Origin of the sequence: Lachnoclostridium phytofermentans ISDg (assembly GCF_000018685.1) — a bacterium.
Taxonomy (GTDB): domain Bacteria; phylum Bacillota; class Clostridia; order Lachnospirales; family Lachnospiraceae; genus Lachnoclostridium; species Lachnoclostridium phytofermentans.
The window spans coordinates 1,418,094-1,444,733 of the sequence record NC_010001.1; the positions used below are offsets into that span (position 1 = coordinate 1,418,094).

General features: G+C 35.3%; 21 protein-coding genes and 1 riboswitch. Of the genes, 16 read left to right on the forward strand and 5 right to left on the reverse strand.

Going from position 1 to position 26,640, the window contains the following annotated elements:
- Positions 1-157 precede the first annotated feature (157 nt).
- From CPHY_RS05930 to CPHY_RS05960, 7 genes are all read left to right on the forward strand, one after another.
- On the forward strand, positions 158-1,711 hold the full coding sequence (locus CPHY_RS05930; protein WP_012199149.1) for a glycoside hydrolase family 3 protein: 1,554 nt from the start codon (positions 158-160) through the stop codon (positions 1,709-1,711).
- A gap of 61 nt (positions 1,712-1,772) precedes the next feature.
- Positions 1,773-2,705 (forward strand): N-acetylglucosamine kinase, encoded by a 933-nt coding sequence (locus CPHY_RS05935; RefSeq protein WP_242657988.1) that lies wholly within the window; start codon positions 1,773-1,775, stop codon positions 2,703-2,705.
- A complete protein-coding gene (locus tag CPHY_RS05940) occupies positions 2,698-3,195 on the forward strand; it encodes a GNAT family N-acetyltransferase (protein WP_012199151.1) in 498 nt (165 codons plus the stop codon). The genes CPHY_RS05935 and CPHY_RS05940 overlap by 8 nt, the downstream gene beginning before the upstream one ends.
- A 506-nt stretch (positions 3,196-3,701) precedes the next feature.
- On the forward strand, positions 3,702-4,688 hold the full coding sequence (locus tag CPHY_RS05945) for an ABC transporter ATP-binding protein (RefSeq protein ID WP_012199152.1): 987 nt from the start codon (positions 3,702-3,704) through the stop codon (positions 4,686-4,688).
- A gap of 211 nt (positions 4,689-4,899) precedes the next feature.
- Complete coding sequence (locus CPHY_RS05950) at positions 4,900-5,526, forward strand: ABC transporter permease (RefSeq protein WP_157668664.1); 627 nt, start codon at positions 4,900-4,902, stop codon at positions 5,524-5,526.
- Positions 5,510-6,304, forward strand: coding sequence for an ABC transporter permease (locus tag CPHY_RS05955; RefSeq protein ID WP_012199154.1), 795 nt, complete (start codon positions 5,510-5,512; stop codon positions 6,302-6,304). The genes CPHY_RS05950 and CPHY_RS05955 overlap by 17 nt, the downstream gene beginning before the upstream one ends.
- 38 nt (positions 6,305-6,342) lie before the next feature.
- Complete coding sequence (locus CPHY_RS05960; RefSeq protein ID WP_012199155.1) at positions 6,343-6,591, forward strand: RDAC family protein; 249 nt, start codon at positions 6,343-6,345, stop codon at positions 6,589-6,591.
- Positions 6,592-6,831: 240 nt separating this feature from the next.
- Here CPHY_RS05960 and CPHY_RS05965 read toward each other — a convergent pair whose 3' ends face one another.
- From CPHY_RS05965 to CPHY_RS05980, 4 genes are all read right to left on the reverse strand, one after another.
- Positions 6,832-7,836, reverse strand: coding sequence for an ABC transporter substrate-binding protein (locus tag CPHY_RS05965; protein ID WP_012199157.1), 1,005 nt, complete (start codon positions 7,834-7,836; stop codon positions 6,832-6,834).
- A 133-nt stretch (positions 7,837-7,969) separates the two neighbouring features.
- A complete protein-coding gene (locus CPHY_RS05970) occupies positions 7,970-9,049 on the reverse strand; it encodes an ABC transporter permease (protein ID WP_012199158.1) in 1,080 nt (359 codons plus the stop codon).
- 12 nt (positions 9,050-9,061) lie between these two features.
- The gene (locus CPHY_RS05975; protein WP_012199159.1) at positions 9,062-10,582 is read right to left on the reverse strand and encodes a sugar ABC transporter ATP-binding protein; all 1,521 of its coding nucleotides are present in this window, start codon (positions 10,580-10,582) and stop codon (positions 9,062-9,064) included.
- 620 nt (positions 10,583-11,202) lie between these two features.
- Positions 11,203-11,790, reverse strand: coding sequence for a class I SAM-dependent methyltransferase (locus CPHY_RS05980; RefSeq protein WP_012199161.1), 588 nt, complete (start codon positions 11,788-11,790; stop codon positions 11,203-11,205).
- 186 nt (positions 11,791-11,976) lie between these two features.
- Positions 11,977-12,065: riboswitch (cyclic di-GMP riboswitch) on the forward strand.
- Positions 12,066-12,206: 141 nt separating this feature from the next.
- Between CPHY_RS05980 and CPHY_RS05985 the strand changes: the two genes are divergently transcribed.
- Together CPHY_RS05985 and nudC are read left to right on the forward strand one after the other, a co-directional pair.
- The gene (locus CPHY_RS05985) at positions 12,207-14,606 is read left to right on the forward strand and encodes an EAL domain-containing protein (RefSeq protein WP_012199162.1); all 2,400 of its coding nucleotides are present in this window, start codon (positions 12,207-12,209) and stop codon (positions 14,604-14,606) included.
- Positions 14,607-14,910: 304 nt separating this feature from the next.
- Positions 14,911-15,771: an NAD(+) diphosphatase gene (gene nudC / locus CPHY_RS05990; RefSeq protein ID WP_012199163.1), complete on the forward strand. Its 861-nt coding sequence runs from the start codon at positions 14,911-14,913 to the stop codon at positions 15,769-15,771.
- A gap of 342 nt (positions 15,772-16,113) precedes the next feature.
- Here the strand turns inward: nudC and rsgA are convergent, their stop codons facing one another.
- A complete protein-coding gene (gene rsgA, locus CPHY_RS05995; protein WP_012199164.1) occupies positions 16,114-17,193 on the reverse strand; it encodes a ribosome small subunit-dependent GTPase A in 1,080 nt (359 codons plus the stop codon).
- 879 nt (positions 17,194-18,072) lie between these two features.
- Here rsgA and aspS point away from each other — a divergent pair.
- The 7 genes from aspS (at position 18,073) to CPHY_RS06030 (ending at position 26,576) form a co-directional block, all read left to right on the forward strand.
- Positions 18,073-19,398 carry an aspartate--tRNA(Asn) ligase gene (aspS, locus tag CPHY_RS06000; RefSeq protein ID WP_012199165.1) on the forward strand — a complete coding sequence of 442 codons (1,326 nt, stop codon included), beginning with the start codon at positions 18,073-18,075 and terminating at the stop codon, positions 19,396-19,398.
- A gap of 306 nt (positions 19,399-19,704) precedes the next feature.
- On the forward strand, positions 19,705-20,862 hold the full coding sequence (locus tag CPHY_RS06005) for an SGNH/GDSL hydrolase family protein (RefSeq protein WP_012199166.1): 1,158 nt from the start codon (positions 19,705-19,707) through the stop codon (positions 20,860-20,862).
- Positions 20,863-21,042: 180 nt separating this feature from the next.
- On the forward strand, positions 21,043-22,002 hold the full coding sequence (locus CPHY_RS06010; protein WP_012199167.1) for a tocopherol cyclase family protein: 960 nt from the start codon (positions 21,043-21,045) through the stop codon (positions 22,000-22,002).
- Positions 22,003-22,190: 188 nt separating this feature from the next.
- On the forward strand, positions 22,191-22,751 hold the full coding sequence (locus CPHY_RS20655; protein ID WP_012199168.1) for a DUF1836 domain-containing protein: 561 nt from the start codon (positions 22,191-22,193) through the stop codon (positions 22,749-22,751).
- A gap of 64 nt (positions 22,752-22,815) precedes the next feature.
- On the forward strand, positions 22,816-23,481 hold the full coding sequence (locus tag CPHY_RS06020; protein ID WP_012199169.1) for a hypothetical protein: 666 nt from the start codon (positions 22,816-22,818) through the stop codon (positions 23,479-23,481).
- The gene (locus CPHY_RS06025; protein ID WP_012199170.1) at positions 23,466-24,887 is read left to right on the forward strand and encodes a flotillin family protein; all 1,422 of its coding nucleotides are present in this window, start codon (positions 23,466-23,468) and stop codon (positions 24,885-24,887) included. Before CPHY_RS06020 ends, CPHY_RS06025 begins: the two co-directional genes overlap by 16 nt.
- Before the next feature lie 90 nt (positions 24,888-24,977).
- Positions 24,978-26,576, forward strand: a complete 1,599-nt coding sequence (locus tag CPHY_RS06030; protein WP_012199171.1) for a xylulokinase — start codon at positions 24,978-24,980, stop codon at positions 26,574-26,576.
- The last annotated feature ends 64 nt before the right edge of the window (positions 26,577-26,640 follow it).

Sequence of the window (26,640 nt, forward strand, 5' to 3'; positions counted from 1 at the left end):
GAATGAATATACCTGACAGATAACAAAACATATGCTATTTTTGCTTAGATAACAAGGCTAATAGTAAACGAGTGCGTTTCGGTATGGTGTGCTTTGGGGCTGTTCGGAACATACTAGCTTTTTAAGCAGATCAATAGTGTGGAATTGGAGGAGAATTATGGACTTATCAATAAGAGGAAAAGTTGGACAACGAATTGTAGCAGGATTTCCTGGTACTACGATCGATAGTGAATTAGAGGATTTTATCCGTACCTATAAGATTGGGAATTTCATTTTATTTAAAGAAAATATTGTAGATGCGAATCAGTTAAGTAATCTATGTGAGGGATTACAGCAGCTTACAAAAAAATATACCGGACATAGAGCATTTATAACGATAGATCAAGAGGGTGGAATGGTAACAAGACTATCCGAAGATAGTGTTAATATTCCTGGTGCGATGGCGATTGCTGCAACTAGGGATGAAAAAAATGCTTATATGGCAGGAAGGATTACTGGTCAGCAATTGAGAACCTTAGGGTTTAACTTTGATTTAGCACCTGTGGCAGATATCAATTCCAATATGGATAATCCGGTCATTGGGGTAAGAAGTTATGGTGATGAACCAGATCAGGTAGCAAAATACTGCGTAGCCATGATGAAAGGTCTTACCGATGGAGGGGTGCTGGCTTCAGCGAAGCATTTCCCAGGGCATGGAGATACCAATGTAGATTCTCATCTTGGGTTACCGAAGGTACATAAGTCATTAGAGGAGATGGAGCTGTGCGAATTAGTTTCATTTAAAGCATTGATTGAGGCAGGAATACCGGCAATCATGTCATCCCATATCATTTTCCCAGCCTTAGAAGAGGAACTTCCAGCAACGATGTCAAGAAAGATTATCACAGGACTCTTAAAGGAGAAGCTTGGATTTAAAGGGTTAGTTATTAGTGACTGTATGGAAATGAGTGCGATTAAGAAATACTATGGATCAATTGAGGGAATCAAGCATGCGATTGAGGCAGGTGTTGATTTAATCTTTGTATCTCATACCATGAGTGTCGCAAGGGAAGCCTCAGATGTATTGACAGGCTTGTATGAAAAAGGCGAATTATCTATGGATGAGATGGATGCATCTATTGATAAAATTATGTACTATAAAGATAAATGTTTATGCAATGAGAACGAAAAGCATGATACCAATGAATTTGATGTGAAGGCTGGAATTGAATTTACAAAAGAGCTTCTTCGAAAGAGTTTAACCCCAATTCAAATGCCTAGCGATAACCTACCAGTTGTTGATCATAATTCCCTATTTCTTGGATGTATGCCATTTAGAGCTACGAATGTTTTCAATATAGATGCAGGTGCCTTTCAATTTGCAGATTATATGGCTAAGTATTTTAATGGAAATGGTATTTTAACATCACCACAACCTACAGACGAAGAGATGGAAGCGTTAATACAACCAATGAAAGAAGCAAGTACTGTAGTCATCGCAACGTATAATGCACATCTATATAAAGAACAACTAAAACTCGTTGAACTTGCAGCAAAATCCAATACAAACGTTATTGTTTTTGCTCTTAGAAATCCATATGATTTAAAAGACTTACCAGCAAATGTGTATGGAATTGCTGTCTATGAGTATACCTTAAAGAGTGTAGAGGCATTGGCAGAATATATGAAACAGCCATATGAGTTGAGTGGAAAATTACCTGTGAAGATGTAAAATAGAAAGCAGTACAAAAATAGAAAAAGTAGTTTAGAAAGGAGGTAGGAAATTGAAATATGTGGTAGGATGGGATGGTGGCGGTACCAAAACATCAATGAAAGTATTGGACTTAGATGGGAACACAGTTCTTTGTGCTAATGCAGGTTCTCTTAATTATAACAGTAATCCAAAAGAAGAAATTAGAAAAACCATCAATACCTTAATTGCAAAGTTACTAAACCTAACTGGTGAATTATCCGATTGTAAGGGAATGTGTATCTCAGCAGCAGGAATTAGTAATAGAGAAGCATCCTCATTTCTAACCTCTAGCTTAGAACAAAGTGGGATTCGATGTGAGATTAACATTGTAGGTGATCATGAAGCTGCACTGTATGGAGCATTTGGAAAGCCAGAAGGCATCATTCTTATCAGCGGGACTGGTTCTATCTGTTTTGGTATGAATCAAAGTGGACAGAAAATAAGAACTGGTGGGTATGGACACCTAATTGATGATGAAGGTAGTGGTTATGCAATAGGAAGAGATATTTTATCTACGGCGGTACAAATCTATGATAAACGTATTACAAATAGTAACATACTGGACTTGGTCTATGAAACATTAGGAGTTCATTCTGTAGAAGAAATCATTCAGTACACTTATCAATCAAACTGGAATAAAGCATGCATTGCATCACTTTCACCTGTAATTTTAAAAGCGCTGAAAAGGAATGATCCTCATGCGAGAGCTATCTGTGAGAAAGCTTCCAATGAGCTGGTAAGACTGGTGATACCAGTAGCTAAGATGTTAACTCTTGAGCAAGGGAAGATGGCATTACTGGGGGGAATATTGACTCATTACGAACCAATTAAGAATATGGTGGTTAAGAAATTGGCTGATGAATTGCCAGCTTTAAACATAGTTGAACCAATGTATGATAGTGCAACAGGGGCAGCAATCATCGCTCGGCATAATTATTTAAAAGAGTATATAGGAGGTAGTTTTCATGGCTGATATGTTAGTTAATTTATTGGATATGGAGGATTATCATAAGGATATCGAAAGGTTAAAAGCAGATGGAATAGAAATATTTCGGGCATTAGCACCAGATAAGTTTAGAATAATTGACTGGGTGAAGGAGCACTCTAGTATTAGTGCTGCCGGAGAATGTGATAAGTGTTTTACTAACCAACCAATTTCTTGTTTTATCGCAGCGAAAGGCAGTAAGATACTTGGATATGCATGTTATAATGCAACCGCTCCAGACTTCTTTGGACCAACGAGAGTATTAGATGAATGTCAAGGCATGGGAATTGGAAAGGCATTACTATTACGTTCCTTACATGCTTTAAAGGATGAAGGTTATAATTATGCCATTATTGGAGGTATTGGGCCAGCAAAGTTTTATGAAAAGTGTGTTAATGCAGTTCTAATAGAAAGCTCAAAAACTCACAATACATATGAACATTTTTTAGCGGGAATTGAAAGAAGAGAGTTGCAGTAAATGTTCATAAAATAGGAGTCAATTATAATACATTGGTTATAGTAAGGTTATCAGGCTAAAAAAGATGCAGGAGCATATCTTTTTTAGCCTGATTGAATTTAGTACAATAATCGTAGACTTACTTGTTTTAGTGGGAGTACAAACTCGCTCCCACTGGATAATAACTGTTTTGGAAATAAATTAAACTCTTTTATTAAATAATGGTTGACATCTAATAATTAAGGTGTTAATCTAGACAGAAATATTTTAAGGAGTCAGATAACATGAGAAAGTTTGTATACGTCATTTACGTCAGCATTTTAGAACAAAGACATTAGCTGTGGCTATTTTGCATAGTCGCAAGAGATGTCTTTTGAGGCTATGCGGTAAAGACGATACAATATGATATAGTTGTAGTTTAAAACCGCTATTAAAAACGTAACAGGAATATTTTATTCTGAAACGTTAGGGATAGCGGTTTTTTTATTACATATCTTTATGATCTGGCTATAAAGGGAGGAGAATATATGGAACAGAGAATGATAATTCAGGCAAGGAACTTATCAAAGACATTTCAAGTAAAAGAAAAACGTAAAGGGCTTAAGGGAAGCCTTCTCTCCATCGTAAAACCTAGCTATAAGGAAATAAAAGCGGTGGAGAATATTAATTTTAATATAGCGGAAGGCGAGATTATAGCATTCATTGGGCCTAATGGTGCTGGAAAAAGTACCACAATTAAAATGCTAACCGGAATTTTATATCCAAGTGCAGGAGACGCTTTGGTAGAAGATATTAATCCATGCAAAAAAAGAAAACAACTTGCCTATAAGATTGGTACTGTATTTGGCCAAAAGGAGCAGTTATGGACACATTTGACCCCGTATGATAATTTTAAGTTCTTTGGAGCAGTATATGATATCGCTGAAGAGGAAGTAGAAGCTCGCATAGACGAGCTAAAGAATACATTTGAACTAAGCGAGTTTATCAATACTCCAGTGCGAAATTTGTCTCTTGGGCAGCGGATACGATGTGAGATAGTTGCATCACTGATACATAAACCCAAAATATTATTTTTAGATGAGCCAACAATTGGACTTGATCCAGTTGTTAAAGAAAATATCCGTACCTTGATTAAGAAGATGAACAAAGAGTTTGGTATGACAGTTTTTTTAACTAGCCATGATGTTGGTGATATAGAGAAATTGTGCAAGAGAATTATTATAGTAAATCATGGGAAGATTGTTCTCGATGATTCAATGGAGAAGGTAAAGTACCATTATCTTGATAAGAAAATGATTGAGATAAAGATGAAGGAGGAGACCACGCTTCCAAGAATCGAAGGTGTTACAGTACTTAAAAGTAAGGGTGTGAATTTAAAGCTTGAAGTAGATACGAAGGTAATTAGTATTCAAGAGGTTTTAAAGTGGCTTGATACAGATAACTTGATGGACATTACTATTTCCAATGTACCACTTGAGAAAATAATAACTCAAATTTATAAGGAAAGAGGTTAAATGCTATTCCTTAAGAAAAGGCGCGAAGCGTCAGAATCGAGGTAAAATGAGAAAATATCTATTTATTTATAAAACAACCTTAATGGAAAATTTACAATATATAGTTAATATCTTTTTGAGCTTTATAACTTTTGTTCTTATTATTTTTATATTTTTAAATTTATGGCAATACATTTATTCAGATTCGTCAAACCTTATCGAAGGCTATTCAATGACACAGATGATCTGGTATGTCATACTTACAGAAATTATGTGGTTTGGTAATCGAAATGGGTTACTGACCAACCAAATTAGTAGTGATATTAAAAGTGGTTCGATCGCCTATGGACTAAATAAACCATACAACTATTTATATTATACAATTGCAAAGCACTTTGGTGATGTAACGATAAAACTGTTTTTGTATTTATTTGTTGGTATCCTAATGGGGCTATTATTTGCAGGAAAATTATCAAGCTTTCAATTTCAATATCTCCCTTTTATTGCTATTACGTTTATACTAGGCTTATTTGTGAATGCTTTGATACGTATTATAATTAGCATCAGTTCCTTTTGGATAGAAGATGCAAAGCCAATCCATTGGATGTATGACAAATTGATCTTAGTTATCGGAACTTTGTTTCCTGTGGAGATGTTTCCTATTTGGCTTCAACCAGTGATTAAATGTTCTCCGATTTTTGTAATTACTTATGGTCCGGCTAAGTTAATTATTGATTTTAGTATGGAGATGTTTCTTCAAGTTGTTTTTGCACAGATTGTCTATATTGTAATTGCTGTTACAATATTAACTCTATTATACCAGAGAGGGGTGAAGCGATTAAATGTTAACGGTGGTTAAGAAAGAATTAAAAATAGTATGGTTATCAGTAAAATATAATTTGATGAGAGAAATGATTAATCGTGCAAGTTTTCTAATGAATGTTATCTTTATGATCTTAAATAATGCAAGCTTTATTATCCAATGGCTGATTTTGTTTCAGTTAAAGAAAGACATCGGGGGATATGAGATGAACGATGTTTTAACCCTTTGGGCACTCACAGCAAGTACTTTTGGAATATCCCGTATCTTCTTTAGCGGAGCATTTCAACTACCAAATTTAATCATGAATGGGAAATTAGATGCCTTTTTAGTCCAGCCAAAGAATACTTTGCTAAGTATTTGTTGTTCTAGTAGCAGTACTTCAGCGATTGGAGACCTTATCTATGGGTTTCTGGTTATTATCATCTTTGATTTTAGTATCCAAAGACTTTTATTATTTACCTATTTTACAGTACTCGGTGGAATTACTCTGACGGCATTTGCAGTTATTGTTGGAAGCTCATCCTTTTTAATTGTTAGAGGGGATATACTGGCGGATAATCTAAATGGGGCGATGATTAATTTTTCTACCTATCCAGAAGGAATATTTAAAGGAACCGTTCGATTATTGTTATATACCATTATTCCAGTTGGAATTGTAAATTACCTACCAATCCTAATATTAAGAGAATTTAAAGTAATTAATCTTGTTGCTGTTACAGTATTTGCAGTAGTGTTAACAGTAATCGCCTTTTGGATATTCAATAAAGGCTTAAGAAGATACTCCTCTAGTAATTTGATGAGCGCAAGAGTATAATAAAGAAAATAAAATTATAGAACAATGGAGGAAGCCAAATGAAGTATATCTCAATTGCAGAAGTGCTTACCTTGAATCAAAAGATTAAGGAGGCAGATTTGCCTTACCAGATACATCTAAGAGATGCTTGTGGAAAACAATCCCTATGGATAGAGGACCTAAACGATGATAAGAATGATCAAAAGAGGCGAATATTAGAGGAATTATTAGCAGAGTATTTTCATTCTTTGCATTTTATCTTAGAATTTAGTGAAGATAGAATGAACTTCTGGATATCAGCAAATTAAAATGTCTTAGCACCTTTCTAATGTTAAAAGAGCAGTGAGAAAGAAGTACGGAAGTTGTAAGAAGAGAAGTAAATAAAGAAATAAAATAAGTGCTAGAGAAGTAAGATGAAGAGTAATGAAGTAAATAAATGAAGTTTGATAAGAAGATATAAAATAAGTTACAAAAGAAGAGCACTTCAGGAGTTATCCTCCATGGAGTGCTCTTCTTAATTTATATTTTAATTAATTATTTCGAATCAATTATTTACCTGGGTTGATGATGCCCTGAACATCTTCGCTATCAACGTTTTTATTGTCAACAACTAAAACGCCTGTATCAACGATTTTGTTTTCTACTTTACCGCCATTTGCTAACTCAAGAGCAGTTTTAACACCGTCATATCCCATCATATATTGACGCTGAACCATAGAAGCAACATCATATTCACCACCACGGATCATTTGCTCAATTTCGTTAGAGAAGTCGAAACCGATCATTGTTAAGTCAGTACGTTTTGCTTCTGTTAAACCAGTTACGAAACCTACAGTAGAACCATTGTTAGGACCAAATACACCGATTAAGTTTGTATAAGTAGTTAAGAAGTCCTGACAGAATGCAACAGCCTTGCTGATATCACCATCATTGATCTTAATGTCGTCATTTAAAACTTTCCAAGAAGCTGGTGCGTTCTCACCCCAGTACTCATTGAATCCCTTAAGACGATCATTGATTGCCATAGAACCTGTAGAACCAGCCTGGATAGCGATAGTTCCTTCTTTATCTTCTGCAACGCCTTTAGCTTTTAATCTAGCGATCATTTCTTTTGCAGCCATTCTACCAGCTTCAACGTTATCTGTCATAAGAGCTGTACTGTAATCTTCTCCCTCAACGCTGGAGTCAATTAAAACGATAGGAGTACCTGATTTAAACTGCTCTGAAATAGGATTCTTTAATGCTGTTCTGTCAAGTGGTGCAACTACGATTGCATCAGCTTTAGCTGAGATAGCATCCTGAATGTAACGAACTTGACCTTCGATATCGGATTCTGCAGCAGTACCAACGATAACTACTTTACATCCAAGATCTTTTCCTGCTTTTTCAGCACCAGCCTGAACAACAGACCAATACTGGTTACCAAGAACCTTAACGATAACATAAATTGTTTTTTCACCTTCAGAGCTATCTTTGCTCTTGTTTGTGCTTCCACATGCTGTAAGGCTGAATACCATTACAAGGGCAAGCATCATGCTTAATAATTTTTTCATAATTATCCTCTTTCTGCGCTACATTTGATGAAAATCTAGTTTGCGATTGCAGCGCTGGAACAAACTAGATGGGTGAAAGAGATATCTTTTGCCCGTAACTTCTTTTAAGTTACTTTCTTTTTATAGTTACCGATTATTTATGAAATAAACGGCTTACTATTGCCTTAAATGGAGATGGAGCGGAAGAATTATTTTTACGATGACGGTACATCTGTCTAGCAACTGCAAGTACTAAAATTAATCCGATGATAACCATTTGCCAGAATGAGTTAACCTTTATTAGGTTAAGACCATTACGGATAATACCCATCATTAATGCACCAATAACAGTATTTAGGATAACACCTTCACCACCTGCAATGGAGATACCACCAAGTACAGCTGCTGCAATCGCTTCCATCTCGTAACCAGTACCTGCTGTAGGCTGAGCGGAACTTAAACGGGAAGTAACTAAAATACCACAGATAGCTGCAGAAAGACCACTGATGCAATAAGCAAACATACGTGTTCTTACTACGTTAATACCAGATAGCTTTGCTGCCTCTAAGTTAGAACCACATGCATAAATCTGACGACCAATTCTTGTTTTAGCAAGTACAACACCAAGAATTATTGCATAAACAAGTGCAATAACAACGCTGTATGACAAACCGCCAGGGAAACGACCACCACCAAGTTTATAAAATTGATCTTGAACTTTTTGACTTGGAATAGAAGTAGTGTACACTGGTGCACCATTTACGATAGCATTGGCAAGACCTCTGTAAACCCATTGTGTACCAAGGGTAGCTACGAAAGGAATAACACCAAGAATTTCAATGAAAAATCCGTTCATGATACCAGTAAGAATACCCATGGTTAAGCAAACTAAAATACCAATCCATAGAGGAACGCCTTGCTTAAGCATTAAAACAACGATAATACCAGAGAGAGCCATAGATGCACCTGCTGATAAGTCGTTACCACCGCAGACAAGACAAAATGTTAAACCACAACCAATGATTGTGTATGTTACGATCTGTTGTAAAAGGTTCTGCATATTGTTAGCGGATAAAAACTGGTCCGGCTTCAATATAGCAAATATCATAAATAATAAAGCGAGTACGAAGGATGAAGAAATTGCTCGTTTAGTGGATACTCCAAGATTACTGTAAAAACCAACTTTGCTGTTACCAGCTTTGTCGGCTACTCCATTTGTTTTAGTATTAGCCATAATATAAACTCCTTAAGAAATTGTAGGGGCTGGTTTTCCTTCCAGCTTGTTATAACCTGCGGCAAGATAGAGGATCTCTTCCTGAGAGGTCTTTTTAGCATCCAATTCACCATTGATACTTCCCTCGTGAATTACCAGAACACGATCACTCATTCCAAGAACTTCTGGAAGTTCAGAAGAAATCATAATAATTGCAACACCAGAATCACTTAGTTTGTTGAAAATTTGATAAATTTCAAATTTAGCACCTACGTCAATTCCACGTGTTGGTTCATCCACGATTAGAACTTTAATATCATTGCACATCCACTTGGATAAAACAATTTTTTGCTGATTACCGCCAGAAAGCTGACCGGCAGGTTTTCTTAAGGTAGGTGTTTTAGTGTTCATAAGTCTTCTGTATTTTTCAGCGTTTTTGGCACCTTCTTTATCGTTTATGAACCCAAATCTTGAAAGTTCATGAAGATGTGCCATGTTGGTATTGTACTCTATGTCAAGGTCAAGAGCCAAACCATCGTACTTACGGTCTTCTGTTGCATAAGCAAGTCCATGTTTAATGGCCTGAGCTACAGAATTAATAGTAACCGGTACACCATCCATGGTTAATTCCATAGAATCAGCTTTATCAGCTCCGAAGATACATCTCATGATTTCGGTTCTACCAGCTCCTACAAGTCCGGATATTCCAAGAATTTCACCTTTGTGAACTTTTAAATGGTCAACATTCACTTTATTTCCACGATGAAGATTGCGTACCTCAAGAGCGACATCTCCAATTTTACGTTCGTATTTTGGAAATTTATCTTCAAGGGAACGTCCAACAATCATATTAACCAATTCATCTAAAGTAATGTCACTTAAGCTTCTTGTTCCGATATATTGTCCATCTCGAATAACTGTAGCGCGTTCACATATTTGCTTAAGTTCATCCATACGATGAGAAATATATACCATTCCAACACCTTTTTTTTGCAGATTACGAATAATTACAAATAATTGCTCGATTTCACGCTCTGTTAGTGTTGCAGTAGGCTCATCCAATACTAAAATTCTTGAATTATAAGAAATAGCTTTTGCTATTTCCACCATTTGTTGCTGAGCAACACTTAAAGTGGATACCATTGTATGCGTATTAATATTAATGCCAAGATTATCAAGAATCTTTTTAGCTTCGCGATGCATCTGTTTGTCACTGATAAATACTCCCTTTACTGGGGGACGCCCAATAAAGATATTATCTGCAACTGTTAAATGTCGGCAAAGTGTTAATTCTTGAAAAATAATGCTGATTCCATATTCGTGTGCTTTTGCAACAGAATCAATCACTACTTTTTCATTTTCAATATAAATATCACCCTTATCAGCTTGATAAACGCCGGTCATAATTTTCATTAAAGTGGATTTTCCAGCACCATTTTCTCCAACTAGGCCGTGAACCTCGCCCTTGTTAACAGATAATGATACATTATCTAATGCTTTTACACCGGGGAATGATTTGCTGATACCCTCCATACGAAAAAGTTCTTCGCTCATCCTCTCACCTCATATTTTCCTTTGAGTTGTGTTTTTTTGAAAGTTACCGTGTTCGATAACGTTACACACTGATTATAGGTGGTAATGTCGAATTTGTCAACAATATGTACAAAAAAATCTTTTTATGTCGAAAACCGAGAGTAGTTTTTTTACAATATTGAACAAAGGGTTCTTGGGATTACGTCATTAATATGTTAAAATTGCTATTCTTTGTTAACGATAACGCTACAACAATAACCAATATATGAAATTGTAGTAAAATAAATCTACTATTTTTTAATGGAAGGTATTAAAATCAGATTATTATGACAAGTAAAAGTACGTGAAGCGTGCATTTCCTTGTTTTTGAAGATTTATAAAAAGATTAGAGGAAATATGGCTTAAGAACAAACAAAAATGATTATACAAATAAATAATAAGAAATTATGGATGTATAGATTAGGCAGCTGTGCGCCTATATTTATGTTTCGGCGCAAGCTACTTATAGATATTCAGATATTATTATTGATTTGGCTCTAAGTTATCCCAATCTTTATTTATAAGAAAAATGGATCTAAAAATTATGGGATAGAAAAATTATGGAATAGAAAAATTATGGGATAGAAAAATTAGATATTATATTAGGAAGCATCATAGGAGTATATCATGTATCGATCCCTAATATCATTGCTATGAATAGCATAAACTTCCACGTCTTTTTCCAATTGAAATGGAGTTTGTTGATTTAAAAAGTTTGTATATTCCTCATCTGGATAATAAAGAATTAAGGATACCTTACGAGGATGCTTAAGTACAGAGTCTAATATGTGATGAACAACACTACTAAAGATAGGAAAGGAAAATGGATTAAAGAAATAAAAAACCGAATCGTCCTCGCCAACCTCATAAGCGGTAGCATAGATGGATTCAAATCGAATTGCTTCTTTTTTAGGGCCATTGTATGATTCTAAATTTTTTATAGCACACCGATAAAATTCATCATTATATTCAACACCGACAGTCTTACAATGAAACCTGTGATGAATATAAAAATTTAGCCGTCCTTTTCCACAACCAAAATCAACAAGGATATCATCTTTACTCAGCGGATAGACATGAAAGAGTTGGTCGAGCACCTCATAAGGAGTAGGTTCATATCGATGAAAATGAAAAGTATCTTTCCCATCTCGTTGAATACCTTCTGTTTGAATGTTTAGCAATTTATCCATAAATACACCTCATTTTTTATCTATATTATACCAAAAAATAAAAATAAGTAGCAAATACTTAATGATATCGCCATTGTTTGTCACATTTTATAATGGTATAATAATTAGCATATCAAATTCTATCCATTTAATTCAAGTAAAGTGTTGATATGTTAAATGATTTATTTACTGTATTAACATAAGTAATTATAAATTTAGCAAACTAATTGAAAGATTAGGACGCAAAGCTATGGGTCTAAGGATATCATAATATCAACGATTGCCAGGTTACAGAAAAGAATCCAGGTGAAAGATCTGGATTTTTTTATTATTAATAAGGAAAAGTTCGCAAAGTGAGCATTTTCCTGTTTATAGAAATTGCTTTACCGATTATTAATAAATATTTGTAATGGAAAAGGACTTGCTTGGAGAAATATATGCTAGACAAAATAAAAATAAAGATAATTTTAATCATGGGAGTAGTATTATCAATTACCATAATTGCTAATTATACAATTAGTGACCATATATTGAAGGCTGAATTAGAGAAAGCATTTTCAAAGGAAGTGTTATCTACTACGCGAGGATTACGCGCTCAGGTTGTACGAATGCTATATGCGGGTATAAAAATAGATGAGATTGATGGATTCGATGAGCAAAGTATAGCTGCTTTTAAAGAAACAGAAAATTTTAAATTTGCTATTACCTTTGATTTGGATGGGAACATTTTATTTCATAGCGGTAATCAGTATAATGAGATTTCTGAGGATATCATTGGCTATTTAAGAAGTTTGGATCATATGGATGAAGATATTAAAACGATCGAATCTAATAATGAGGAATATTACATATGTAGTCTGCCTGTCACAGTAAGAGGTGAAACTAATTCTTATATTGTTGCAGGATATTGCAGCAGAAGTTATGAAAGAGCAGTAAAATTTCTTTCTTTTTCAACAGTTGTTATAGCTATACTAATATTATTGGTAGCTATGGTTATTAGTATTTATTTATTAAATCGTTGGATTACGAAACCTTTAATTAAGCTTCATAAAGCGACGAAAGATATCTTAGTTAATGGCATGGAAGGGGTATCAAAGGTTGAGATAGATCAAAAAGATGAAATAGGAAAGTTGGCGGATTCCTATAATCAGATGATTGATTTTATAGGACAGAGTACAGTATCCAAGAGCTATTTAAGAAATGTTATATCTAATATTTCCGATGCGTTGGTCGTAGCAGACGCAGATTTTTGTATCGAAACTGTAAATGAAGCAACAAAAAAGATGTTTGGATATTCAAAAGAGGAATTGGTTGGGTCTTCGGTATCCATATTTTTTCCTCAAATTCAAGAACAAGTAATAGAACATTGGAAAAATACAATCATTACGCATCGACAATATAGTGATTACGAGGTGATTATTCACACAAAAGAGAAAAATGCAATTCCGGTATTAATTAGTAGTACGGTAATGACAGAAGATAACTCAGGGCAAGTTCATTTTGTATGTATAGCAAAGGATATCTCGGAGCGTAAAAAATCCGAGGAGTCGATACGTTATCAGGCAAATCATGACATGTTAACTGGGCTTAGCAATCGATATGCACTTGAAAAGGAAATCCAAGCGTGTTCGAATATGATATTATTATATCCAGAAGAGATGTCGATGTTTTTGTTTCTAGATTTAGATAAATTTAAAATAGTCAATGATGTATGTGGTCACCATGCTGGAGATGAGTTGATTAAGCATCTCACTTTAATGATGAAACAAAATCTTAGAGAACAAGATACCCTTGCACGTATTGGTGGAGATGAATTTGGCGTGTTATTAAACGGAATAAGTCAAGTGGAAGGCCTAGAAATTGCAGAAAATCTCTGTGAGACAGTGAAAAAATTCCGTTTTGTATGGGAAGAAAAAGTATTTACCCTAGGTGTCAGTATTGGTGCTGTGATTATAAATAGAGATTTATATGAGGTATCAAAAGTGATATCCGCAGCAGATCAAGCATGTTATATCTCAAAAGAAAACGGTGGAAATCGAGTACAACTATTTAGCGAATCAGAACAGGAATTTTCTCTTAGAGAGGAAGAAATGCAAGTAATGCCAAGCATAACAAAGGCATTTGAGGAAAATCGTTTTCTTTTGGTTTATCAAGACATCGTTCGAGTATCAGATAAGGTTTTAAGTGGGTATGAAGCATTGATACGTTTGAAAGATGAACAGGGGCAGCTAGTATCTCCTGGAACATTTCTACCAGCAGCACAGCGTTATAATAAATTGACTGATATTGATCGTTGGGTAATAACAAACTTTTGTAAAAACTATGATTTCCATCAGATTGGTTCCATAGAGAATGATTTCATATATAACATTAATATTTCAGCAACATCAATTAATGCAGAAGGCTTTCTTGAATTTATTTGTCATCAGTTTGAAGAACATCAGGTACCACCACAGCGTGTATGTTTCGAGATTACTGAAACATCTGCGGTTTCAAATTTTGTGAAAGCGAAAGAGTTTATTCAAGAACTTAAGAAGTTAGGTTGCAGATTTGCTCTTGATGACTTTGGTAGTGGTTTGTCTTCCTTTACTTATTTAAAATATCTACCAGTCGATTATATAAAGATAGATGGAATTATTGTCAACGACATCGATACGAACAAAATAGATTATGCCTTGGTTTCTTCTATTAATGAAATTGCTCATCTAATGGGAATGAAGACAATAGCAGAATATGTAGAGAATGAGGATATTTTTAATTGTTTACGTGAGATAGGCGTTGATTATGCGCAGGGATTTTGGTTAGGTGAACCAAAGGGGTTATCTAATATGGTATAATTAATTAGTGGGCAAGCTTAAGCTTGTCTGCTTTTTTATTTCTTATAAGAACATATAGAAATTTGCGTGACATAATCTTCAAAGTACTTTAATCAAACTTTAAATTATTCTATATTTAATAATTAGTATATAATAAGTATAACATATAGAACAATAGAAACAGAGTATCAAAGCTTATGTGAGTACCAGCTCACACTTGAAAACATGCCTGATTAGTAACGTGTGAAATTCACACTTCTCATATGGAATTGTTTAGAGTATAATGGATTGCATTACTGACATTTGATAATTTGGAGGAATTCCCATGATTCATGATATTGAACCACATATATTAAGAAACGAATATAAAAATATAAAGCCTCAAGAGAAAGATCTATGTATTTGGTTTTCGAAAGGCGAGGTACTTTTATCAAAGGATACTGAGTGCCCCTTTCCAACTTTTGAGGAAGTAAGCAAAATAAAGCCATCCTTAAGCGATAGGCTATTTGAAGAAGCAGAGTACTTATTTCAAATAGATAATCAGTCATTTTTTCTTTGGATAAATGACAATTTAGAGGAACTAACAACAGAATATCAATTTGAAAAACAAGAGATATTTCGTACATTGAAGCCAAAACATTACGCTTTTGCAGGAATTACAGCTTGTCAGCTTTATCGATTTAAGTTGAATAATCGATATTGTGGAAGATGTGGAAAAGAAATGAAACATAGTCTTACGGAACGTGCTTATACCTGTGATGCTTGTAGTAAGGTTACTTATCCGACGATTTCGCCAGCAATCATTGTTGCAATAACGAATGGAGATCGGTTACTATTAACCAGATATGCAAGAGGAAATTATAAAAGGTATGGTTTAGTAGCAGGATTTGTAGAAGTTGGAGAAACATTTGAAGAGACAGTAAAACGTGAGGTAATGGAAGAAGTCGGATTAAAGATTAAAAATATACGTTATTACAAGAGTCAACCTTGGTCATTCTCAGATTCCATGATGATTGGTTTTTATGCTGATTTAGATGGAGATGATAAGGTCACACTGCAAGAGGATGAGCTTGCGGAAGCTACCTGGTTTTCTAGAGATGAGATTCCTTATAATGAGAGTAGTATTAGTATCGCTCAAGAATTAATTGAGAATTTCCGGAATGGGAATCATGCAGAAATGATATAATAGGTTTTGGTAAGTAAACATCTAGTTCCTTTAGGAAAATAAATCTAATTCCTTTAAGATAATAAATATCTAGCTACTTTAGGAAAATAAATATCTAGCTACTTTAAGATAATAAATATCTAGCTACTTTAGGAAATTAACATTATATTACTTTACTATATATAGCTCAGGGGTATTATTTCTCTGAGCTATATATAGTTCATGACAAGTAAATTGACAAGCAATTTATCTTGTTTTACTCAATAATCGTTGCTTTCAAATATCATGATAGATTTGCTATACGTGTAATAGATATTCTATTCGTGGTAGATTTTCCAAACGTGTTATGGTTTAGATAATTTCTTAATAATCAATCTTTTTTCTAGAATAATTTTGTTGTTTTGAAGTACTTTTGCTATCAGTTGTCCTTGCTAACTGATAAGCAGCTTTTGCAGAGCTATGTCTTACTTCCCTTTGTAATTTATGGTAAGAACGAAGTCTGTCTAGACTTAAAGTGCCATCTTCGATGGCTTTATTCACCGCACAGCCAGGTTCTTTCTCGTGTTTACAATCTTGAAATTTACAGTATTCAGACAAGGAATCAATATCCTGAAACGTAGAGGAAAGACCCGATTCTACATTCGATAATCCGAGTTCTCTCATTCCTGGTGTATCAATAATCATAACACCATTTTCTAGGCTAATTAATTCGCGATGCGTTGTCGTATGACGTCCTTTGTCATCATCTTCTCGTATGTTAGATACTTTCATCATTTCCTTACCAGCAAGTGCATTAACAAGTGATGACTTTCCGATTCCAGAAGAGCCTAAGAATACAAAAGTAGTACCTTCCGTTAGATATTCTACTAATTGATCCAATCCTTCTCCAGTTATTGCGCTGATTGCAACTACTTTTACTCCAAAGGACACTTGCTCCATAATTGCAATCTTTTCTGAAACATCATCGCATAAATCCGCTTTGGTTAAGATAATGATTGGTGTAGCCCCGCTATCGTAAGCGGTGGAAAGATAGCGCTCCATTCTTCTAACATTGAAATCCTGATTTAAAGATTCCATTAAGAATACATAATCAAAATTAGATGCAATCGATTGAAGGCCTTCGTTACCAGTGTAGTTGCCAAACCCAGGATTATTCCTAGTGAAGTAACTTTTTCTATTTAAAATACGATAGATAATATCATCCCCAAGCTCATTATGTTTGATAAGAACAAAATCACCGACTGCTGGGTAGATAAGATATTTGGAGTTTTTGTAAAATAATGAGCTTTTTAATTTTGCGTTGCTTTCTCCATATTCACTGATAAGTTCATAAGATTCTTTATGAACAGCACTCACTCGTGCTGGAATTAATGAAAGCTCGATATCGTTTGCAGTTATCTGACTTTTAAAATAATCAGAAAAACCAAGTTGTTGTAAATTCATTGTAGTTTCCTCCTAAAATTAGGCACAAAAAAAACACGCCTTCACGTGTTTGTGCGATTTCCAAATAGCTTTAATAAGCTTTTGGTAGCAAGATTTTTGCAGATATTATTCTGCAAGCCTATTACACATACGAAATCATGAAAGGTTACGAAGTATTGTTTATTTGTTTAAAACCTCAACTTTACTATTTTTCATCATGAAACACCTCTCCTCTCTGATACGTCTGCGTATCTAAAAACTGACAATATTTACATAACTATTATTAACATAATTAAAAAGTTATGTCAAGGATTTTTGGTGTTGTTGGTGTTGTTGGTTGACATATGTAAAATCATGTGCTACATTATTTGCTAACAATCATGAATCAATCTTAGAAAAAATGTTATTGGGTTATGATTGATTGAAAGAAGGAAGGTATCTATTATGTTGATAAGTCCGATGTCAATTCAAAATAGGGACGATGATAGATAGCGCTTGCAGCTTTGAAATGTTTTGATAGCCGACGGCTTTCATTTCATCATAGGTGTAAGCGCTTAAAGTGTTGCACCTATGTGGAGGAATTGATGTCGGTTTTTTTATATACAAATGAATTGATTTGCCAATTCATCTTGTTATACAAGGAAGAGTTTGCGAAACGTGCTTTTTCTTGTAGGGGAGATGGGACGCTGTCTTCTTAGAATAGTCCTAGGCTATATAAAAAAATTGATTTGGAAAGGACCACATTGGTAATTATTACGAATGTGGTCCTTTTTTCTCGTTATAATTATCTTCCATTCCTTAACAAAAAATTCTTCCAATAAGGTGCGCATGAAACGTTTGCTTTGACATATTCTCAAGAGAGAAAGAAAAGAGACTTATCCTAAAGTCAGGAGGAATTTTATGAATACGATAAAACAAATTGTGATTAAGAATGGAATTGAAGCTGAGGAATTAAAAAATTTTATGGGTAAAAAGGTTACATTACACGGGAGTATCTATAAAATAAGAAAAATGAGTGGCTTTGCATTTGTATTACTGCGTACGAAGAGGGCAGTAGTTCAATGCATATATTCAGAAGAATTTGCAACATTTGCACTGGAGGAATTAGTCGAAGAATCTACAGTAAAGGTAGAAGCAGAGGTTATTTTAGAAGAGCGATCAAAGGTAGGATATGAGCTACGTCTACTTTCGCTAAAGATATTATCAAAACCCTTAGAGGAAGCACCTGTGGTAATTCACAATAAATTAGTTGAGGCTTCCATCGATACGTTACTAAATTATCGTCCGATTACATTGCGAAATGAGAGAGAACGAGCTATTTTTAAGTTGCAAGAGGGGATAGCAGGTGGTTTTCGTAAATTCCTTGCCGAGCAAAAGTTCACAGAGATCCATAGTCCAAAGATCGTTCAGATGGGTGCAGAAGGAGGCGCAAATATATTTTCCTTAAATTATTTTGGAAAAGAAGCATATCTAGCTCAAAGCCCTCAATTTTACAAACAGATGATGGTAGGAGTGTTTGAACGGGTTTATGAAATTGCTCCAGTTTTTCGAGCAGAAAAGCATGATACTTCAAGACACTTAAATGAATATACAAGCGTTGACTTTGAAATGGGATACATTGAAAGCTTTGAAGAAATTATGCAAATGGAATCCTGTATGCTAAAGGCTACTCTTAGTTACCTAAAGGAATATTATCAAAAAGAGTTATTTCTACTAAATATTTCGCTTCCAGTTATCGAAGAAATTCCAACAATAAGGTTTAACGAAGCCAAAGAACTTGTGGCGAAGGAATATAATCGAACCATTTGTGATATGTCAGACTTTGAACCAGAAGAAGAGAAACTTCTTTGTGAGATTATTGAGAGAACAACAGGGAGTGAATTTGTATTTGTAACCCATTATCCAAGTAGCAAAAGACCATTTTATGCTATGGAGGACCCTAAGAATACAGAAGAAACTTTAAGTTTTGACCTCTTGTTTCGTGGTTTAGAGATAACAACAGGCGGGCAAAGAATTCATGATTTTAAGGAACAGGTAGATAAACTTCTAAAGAGAGGGATGAATGTAGAAGATTTTCAAAGTTACTTAATGATGCACCGCTATGGAATGCCTCCACATGGTGGTTTAGGGCTGGGTCTGGAACGATTTACTAGTAAACTGTGTAATCAGAATAATGTTCGCTATGCTACATTATTCCCAAGAGATATCAATCGCTTACAGCCGTAAGATTAGACGGTTACATTTCTTGAAAATCTTAAACTCATTTTCTAGAGAATCTTAAACTCTTTTTTCTAGAGAGCCTTAAACTTATTTTCTAGAAAACTTTAAATTTATTTTCTAGAGAACCTTCAATTTCCTACTTCTATGGTATACCAAATCTGTTACTAGTTTTGTTATACCATAGGTAAAAAAAAGAATGATTTACGAACTTATTTTTTATTACAAAAATTATTTTGTTTCATTCTAATACATCCTAATACTTGACAAAAAATTGACAAGTACATCTTGACTTTCCTAATAATGGAGAATATTATGGAATATAATGGTGAAATTACTAGTAAGGTAAGGAGAGGTACGATGGGGGAAATGAGAAAGGTTCCATTAGAGCAAGTGGAACACTATAAGGTACATGGAAGAACAACCAAAGAAAGAAATCCGCTAACATTATTTTGGACTGGTAGTGGAATTGAGGTAAATGTATCTGGTACAGAAATTTGGGTCGAGCTCTACTCAGATTACGACTGTTTTGAACCTTGGATTAGTGTTTTAGTAAATGGAGAAGTCATAAGTAGACAGATGGTGTTAAAAGGGATGCATAAATTATGTCTATTTCGAAACATGAATCCTGACGTTATAAAAAATATTCAGATTTTTAAGGAAGTTCAGGCTATGCCTGATGATGAAAAGCATTGTCTCCAGGTTTTCTCTTTTGAGTTAGATGGAGAGTTTTATAAAGTACCAGAACGTAAAGCAAAGCTCGAAGTAATCGGGGATAGTATTACATCAGGGGAAGGGGCTATTGGCGCAACATGTGAAGAGGACTGGATTTCTATGTGGTTTAGTTCTCAAGATAATTATGCAACCCTGTTAGCTAAAAAACTAGGTGCAGATCTTCGAATTATATCTCAAAGTGGTTGGGGTGTAGTCTCTAGTTGGAATAATAACCCTTATGGAGCAATACCACCAATCTATGAAGAAGTTTGTGGACCTCTAAAGGGTGAGAGAAATGAAGCACTTGGAGCGCATGAAAAGAATGATTTTAAAGCTTGGCAGCCAGATGTAATTGTAATTAATCTTGGTACGAACGATGGTGGCGCATTTGATCAGCCAGAATGGCAAGACGAACGAACAGGAGAAACATTTAAGGAGCGAAAGAACGAGGATGGCACCTATTATGAAGAAGATTTAGATCGTTTTGAATGGGCAGTTCGAGCGTTTTTAAGAAAACTACGAAGATTAAATCAAAATGCGTACTTACTCTGGGTTTATGGAATTCTTGATAAACCTCTTCTACCTACCTTGCAAAAAGCAATCAATACATATCAAACAGAATGTGAAGATTTAAAGGTATCTTTACTTGAGATTCCCAAGATGACAGAGGAGGAGATTGGAGCAAGGTATCATCCAGGGAAAAAAGCGCACGAACGTATGGCTACTATCTTAAGTGAAGAAATTCAAAATATATTATAGAAATCTTTGAGCTTATAGTTATTTCAAAGATTAGGTGTAAATGTGAAAAGTTAACGAAAGTAAAATGGTTTGAAAAATCTTGTAGAAATATCATAAGTAAATATATACTGAATAAATTATTAAAATACAGTTACATTAGTATAAGTATTATAGTTTAGCAGGAAGGAAATTGATAGACTTATGAAGTATTTTTATGGTGATAATAAGAAAGCCTCGTATTTTGAAGGGTGGTATATCAAACAACAAAATGAGGAAGAAACCATTGCAATTATTCCTTCCTTTCATATTGATGAGTATGGTGCTAAGAGTGCGAATTTACAAATCATCACAAAAGAAGGGGCATATTCCTGTTCTTTTTCATGCAGTGAATTCTTTGCAAGCAAAAGGCGGTTCTTTGTAAAACTGGGGAAAAGTATTTTCACAGAGAGCGGAATGAGAATAAATCTGCATACAGAAAATTTAACAGTTACGGGTCGTTTATTCTTTACTAAAAAAATACCTTCTAAAATGAAACCTGATATTGTGTTAGGAGATTTCGTAAATTCTAATGAACCCGCTTTTCATCCGCTACGATACTCTATTATGGGATATTATGATTATGTACCATTCCTTCCTTGTAAGCACGAGGTTGTTAGCATGCTTCATGGAGTTTATGGAACGATAGTAATCAATGGTAAAAGAATTGATTTTCGAGATGGGTTAGGATATATAGAGAAAGACAGGGGACATTCGTTCCCGACCTCTTATTTATGGACTCAATGTAGTTTTAAAAAGCCATCGATAGGTAGTATTATGGCATCGGTAGCAGAATTACCATTGTTATCGACTACTTTTGTTGGTTGCATCTGTGCAATCTGGTATCATGGCAAGGAATATCGTTTAGCGACTTACCTCGGTGGAAAAATAGTTTCTTATTCAGAAAAAGGATTTTCAATCTTTCAGGGGAAGTATTTACTTGAAGTATCAGTAATAAAGCAGGAACCACATTCCTTGAAAGCTCCAGTAAAAGGTGCGATGAGACGCCGGATTAAAGAGAGCGTGGCATGTAAGGTTCGGTACCGTTTCTATGAAGATGGAAAGCTTTTATTCGAAGTAGTAAGTAATCAAGCAGGGTATGAACATGTTATAAGGAAAGGCTAAAGCGTACCACAAATATATATTATAAAATTAGAACTCCCTATTCTTTTCAATCTGAATAAGATTATAATAGTATAGGGAGCTTTTATATGAATGTGGTTGACATTCATATGAATGGCTAGTAAAATTATATTACGTAAGAGGAAAAGATAGACATTATATGTAAGGTCGTGTAAACTGGAGGTGATGAAATGGCAATTTGTTTTCCAGGGACGGTAATTGAACGCAAGGATCTTACTTCAAGAGAATTTTTTGGTGTATTTCGTGTTACCAAAGGCTTGATGTTAGCTCAGGTTAGAGAGATTACCGGACTGGATACCACAACAATTCAAAACTGGATTAACCGAGGTTGGGTTAAAAATCCAGTAGATAAGCGTTATTCGGAGAATCAACTTGCAAGTATCCTACTCATCCAGATGTTACGGGATGTGATGAAACTCGATCATATCGCTAAACTATTCGATTATTTAAAGAAGAAAGAGTTTGGGGATTCTGAGGAGGTATTGTTGATTTCAGAAGCAGAATTATATCATTATGTTTGCGATATGTTAGATAGTATTGATTATGATATTATTCTCACACCGAAAGAGTTAGAAAGAGCAATTCTCATGACACTAAGTACATATGTTGAGCCATACGAAGGCGCAAAAAGAAGAGTGGTAAATGTACTAAAGATTATATTGGTTTATTATGCATCAGCGATTGTAAAGCATCGAGCAGATTCAATATTCACTGATATTATGAATGAATAAGAGATAAAGATAGTTTTCAATTAGGTTAACAAAAAGGCGCATTCGCGCTAGAATTGAGGTTACTATGAAAGAATGGTGGGATAGTTTAAGTCAGTTGAGCCAGGTATTTGCAACGGTAGCGATACCGGCAACTGTAGTAATGGTGTTGCAGACCATTTTATTATTATTCGGAATTGGGCATGATCATGATTGTGACGTAGCTGATCATGATATCGCTGATCATGATATGTGTGCCGGTGCACATGGTGGTTCGGACGGATTGTCGTTATTTACCATTCGAGGAATTGTAGCATTTTTTGCAATAGGTGGATGGACAGGAATTGCTGTTGATTCTGCAGATGGATCGGAAGCCTTAGCAATTATTTTATCATTATTAGCAGGAAGTGCAGCTTTATTTGGAATCGCATATCTATTTAAATTTGCATTAAAACTACAAAATAACGGAACGTTATCCCTTGATAATGCAGTAGGAAAAACAGGAGAGGTTTATATTCCAATTCCTGCGAATCGAAAAGGTGCAGGCAAAGTTATGGTGACAGTACAGGAACGACTTTGCGAGCTTTCTGCGATTACCTCGGAAGAAAGAGACTTAAAGACCGGGGAATATATTAAAGTCATCGAAGCCATCGATGATCAAACCGTATTGGTTGTAAGTCACTCAAGTGACGAAACTACAGAGAATAAAGATACAGAGAATAAAGGAGGAATTTCAAAATGGATAACAACCTAGTAATTTTACTCACAGTAATAGCAGTATGCTTGTTTACCTCAGTGGTGGTTATATTATCAAGATACCGCAAATGCCCTTCCGACAAGATTTTAGTTATTTTCGGTAAGGTTGGTTCGAATAAGGATGGTACATATCGTAGTGCAAAGTGTATTCATGGTGGTGCAGCATTTATTATGCCGGTTATCCAATCGTATGAATATATGGATTTAACTCCGATGTCCATACCGGTTGATTTAAAGAATGCACTATCAAAACAAAATATTCGTATTGATGTTCCATCTCGTTTTACAGTTGGTATATCAACAGAACCTGGGGTTATGCAAAATGCAGCAGAACGTTTATTAGGATTAAAACTAGTAGAAATTCAGGAATTAGCAAAGGATATTATCTTTGGTCAGTTACGTCTTGTAATTGCAACTATGGAAATAGAAGAAATCAACACAGACCGTGATAAATTCCTTGCTGCCGTATCGAATAACGTAGAAAGTGAATTAAAGAAGATTGGTCTTCGTCTTATCAACGTAAACGTAACAGATATTACAGATGAATCTGGCTACATCTCTGCGTTAGGTAAAGAAGCTGCTGCGAAAGCAATCAATGACGCTAAGATTTCTGTAGCGGATGCAGATCGTTCGGGTGCCATCGGTGAAGCGAATGCAAAGAGAGACCAGCGTGTACATGTTTCTTTAGCAGACTCTGAAGCAATCAAGGGTGAAAATGAGGCTAAGGCTGCCGTTGCAGAATCAGAGGCTACCCTAAATGAAAAGAGAGCAGAAGCCTTACGTCGTTCTACAGCTGCAGAAAAGATTCAGGCAGCGAAAGCATTACAGGAAGCATATGAAGCAGAAGAAGAGGCAGAGAAAACTCGTTTTGCTCGTGAGCAGGCAGCGTTAGAGGCTGATGTCATTGTTAAAACTGAAATCGCCAAGAGACAAAAGGAATTACAAGCAGAAGCAGAAGCAGAGCAAATCAGACGTAGAGCACAAGGTGAGGCAGACGCTATCTATGCTAAGATGGCAGCAGAAGCGAAAGGTATTCAGGAAATCTTAACAAAACAAGCTACTGGTTTTGCAGAAATAGTAAAATCCGCAGGTGGTGATACAAACGATGCAGTAAAACTATTAATTGCGGATAAGTTAGAAGAAATTGTGAAGATTCAAGTGGAAGCAATTAAGAATCTTAAGATTGATAAAGTTACTGTTTGGGATGGTATGGGAGGCAAAGATGGAAGCCCTACCACAGCGAATTTTCTATCCGGGATGTTAAAATCAGTTCCACCAATGAATGAAATGTTTAAGATGGCAGGAATGGAATTACCAACTTACTTGGGTAAGGATTTGGAAAATATGGATAGGGTTAATACAACGGAAAATACCGTTACAGTAGAAGAAACGGAAGAGAAGTAAGTACATCCTGATTTGCATGCGCTAAATCATGCAGGTGGGAGTTAAGATGAAAATAAAGCGAAAAGTACTTGCAAGACTAGGAGGAATGGTATGGGCATGGAGCATTTTAAAGATGCGATTCTTACGGGTAAAACAACACTTGGAATTGAGCTTGGTTCCACTAGAATAAAAGCTGTTTTAGTAAATGAAGAAAACGAACCAATTGCGTCAGGAAGCCATGATTGGGAAAATCAATATATTGATAATGTATGGACTTACAATCTGGATGATATCTGGAGGGGCGTTCAGAATAGTTATGGACAAATGACAAGTGATGTTAAGAATAAGTACGGAGTAGAACTTACAACAATTGGAGCCATTGGTTTTAGTGGAATGATGCATGGCTATATGGCTTTTGACGAAAGTGGAGAGTTACTTGTACCATTTCGTACCTGGAGAAATACAATAACAGGACCAGCATCCGAGCAGTTGACCAATGTATTTCAGTATCAAATTCCACAACGTTGGAGTATTGCCCATCTATATCAAGCTATCTTAAATGGGGAATCCCACGTGAAAAATATTAGATTCCTGACAACATTGGCAGGATATATTCACTGGAAGCTAACAGGAGAAAAAGTATTAGGAGTCGGAGAAGCATCTGGAATGTTTCCAATCGATATAAATACGAAAGATTTTAATAAATCAATGTTAGCTCAGTTTAATGAACTGGTTGCTTCGAATGACTATTCATGGAAAATAGAAGATATTCTACCGAAAGTACTAGTTGCAGGAGAGTCTGCTGGAGTATTAACCGAAGAAGGAGTAAAACTTCTTGATGTTTCAGGTAAATTAAAAGCAGGAATTCCTCTTTGTCCGCCGGAAGGAGATGCTGGAACTGGTATGGTAGCAACCAACAGCGTAGCAAAGAGAACTGGTAATGTATCTGCTGGTACTTCTGTATTTGCAATGGCTGTATTAGAAAAAGAGCTTTCAAAAGTTTACGAAGAAATTGACCTTGTGACGACTCCAAGCGGAGATCTTGTGGCTATGGTGCACTGCAATAACTGTACTTCTGATTTGAATGCGTGGGTTTCTATCTTTAAAGAATTTGCTTCGGCAATGGGCATGGAAGCTGATATGTCAAAGATATTCTCAACGCTATACAATAAGGCGTTAGAAGGCAATGCAGAGTGTGGAGGCTTACTCGCATACAATTATTTTTCCGGTGAACATATAACACACTTTGAAGAAGGCCGCCCATTGTTTGTAAGAACTCCAGAGAGTAAGTTTAACCTTGCGAATTTCATGAGAGTTCATCTATTCACAGCACTTGGTGCTTTAAAGATAGGTCTTGATATCCTATTAAAACAAGAATCAGTACAATTGGATGAGATTTTTGGTCATGGTGGATTATTTAAGACGAAAGATGTCGGACAAAAAATTATGGCTGGTGCAATCAATGTTCCTGTTTCTGTGATGGAGACTGCCGGAGAAGGCGGAGCATGGGGAATCGCAATCTTGGCTTCTTATATGATTTCTAAGGAAGAAGGTCAGTCCTTAGATGAGTATCTTTCTAAACATGTATTCCAAGGAAAGACAGGTAGCAAGATGCAGCCGGATCCAAGGGATGTAGAAGGTTTTGAACAGTTTATCAAACGATATATTGACGGACTTGAAATTGAGCGTAAAGCAGTGGAGATATTATAATCAAACAACATATTCTGCAAAAACGGACGTAACTATTAGAAGTTACGTCCTTATTTTTCCTTCG

Bases quoted from the DNA above. Each gene is read 5' to 3' on its own strand.
- CPHY_RS05930 (WP_012199149.1), top strand. From the start codon at position 158: ATGGACTTATCAATAAGAGGAAAAGTTGGACAACGAATTGTAGCAGGA.
- CPHY_RS05940 (WP_012199151.1), top strand. From the start codon at position 2,698: ATGGCTGATATGTTAGTTAATTTATTGGATATGGAGGATTATCATAAG.
- CPHY_RS05945 (WP_012199152.1), top strand. From the start codon at position 3,702: ATGGAACAGAGAATGATAATTCAGGCAAGGAACTTATCAAAGACATTT.
- CPHY_RS05950 (WP_157668664.1), top strand. From the start codon at position 4,900: ATGACACAGATGATCTGGTATGTCATACTTACAGAAATTATGTGGTTT.
- CPHY_RS05955 (WP_012199154.1), top strand. From the start codon at position 5,510: ATGTTAACGGTGGTTAAGAAAGAATTAAAAATAGTATGGTTATCAGTA.
- CPHY_RS05960 (WP_012199155.1), top strand. From the start codon at position 6,343: ATGAAGTATATCTCAATTGCAGAAGTGCTTACCTTGAATCAAAAGATT.
- CPHY_RS05965 (WP_012199157.1), bottom strand. From the start codon at position 7,836: ATGAAAAAATTATTAAGCATGATGCTTGCCCTTGTAATGGTATTCAGC.
- CPHY_RS05970 (WP_012199158.1), bottom strand. From the start codon at position 9,049: ATGGCTAATACTAAAACAAATGGAGTAGCCGACAAAGCTGGTAACAGC.
- CPHY_RS05975 (WP_012199159.1), bottom strand. From the start codon at position 10,582: ATGAGCGAAGAACTTTTTCGTATGGAGGGTATCAGCAAATCATTCCCC.
- CPHY_RS05980 (WP_012199161.1), bottom strand. From the start codon at position 11,790: ATGGATAAATTGCTAAACATTCAAACAGAAGGTATTCAACGAGATGGG.
- CPHY_RS05985 (WP_012199162.1), top strand. From the start codon at position 12,207: ATGCTAGACAAAATAAAAATAAAGATAATTTTAATCATGGGAGTAGTA.
- nudC (WP_012199163.1), top strand. From the start codon at position 14,911: ATGATTCATGATATTGAACCACATATATTAAGAAACGAATATAAAAAT.
- rsgA (WP_012199164.1), bottom strand. From the start codon at position 17,193: ATGAATTTACAACAACTTGGTTTTTCTGATTATTTTAAAAGTCAGATA.
- aspS (WP_012199165.1), top strand. From the start codon at position 18,073: ATGAATACGATAAAACAAATTGTGATTAAGAATGGAATTGAAGCTGAG.
- CPHY_RS06005 (WP_012199166.1), top strand. From the start codon at position 19,705: ATGGAATATAATGGTGAAATTACTAGTAAGGTAAGGAGAGGTACGATG.
- CPHY_RS06010 (WP_012199167.1), top strand. From the start codon at position 21,043: ATGAAGTATTTTTATGGTGATAATAAGAAAGCCTCGTATTTTGAAGGG.
- CPHY_RS20655 (WP_012199168.1), top strand. From the start codon at position 22,191: ATGGCAATTTGTTTTCCAGGGACGGTAATTGAACGCAAGGATCTTACT.
- CPHY_RS06020 (WP_012199169.1), top strand. From the start codon at position 22,816: ATGAAAGAATGGTGGGATAGTTTAAGTCAGTTGAGCCAGGTATTTGCA.
- CPHY_RS06025 (WP_012199170.1), top strand. From the start codon at position 23,466: ATGGATAACAACCTAGTAATTTTACTCACAGTAATAGCAGTATGCTTG.
- CPHY_RS06030 (WP_012199171.1), top strand. From the start codon at position 24,978: ATGGGCATGGAGCATTTTAAAGATGCGATTCTTACGGGTAAAACAACA.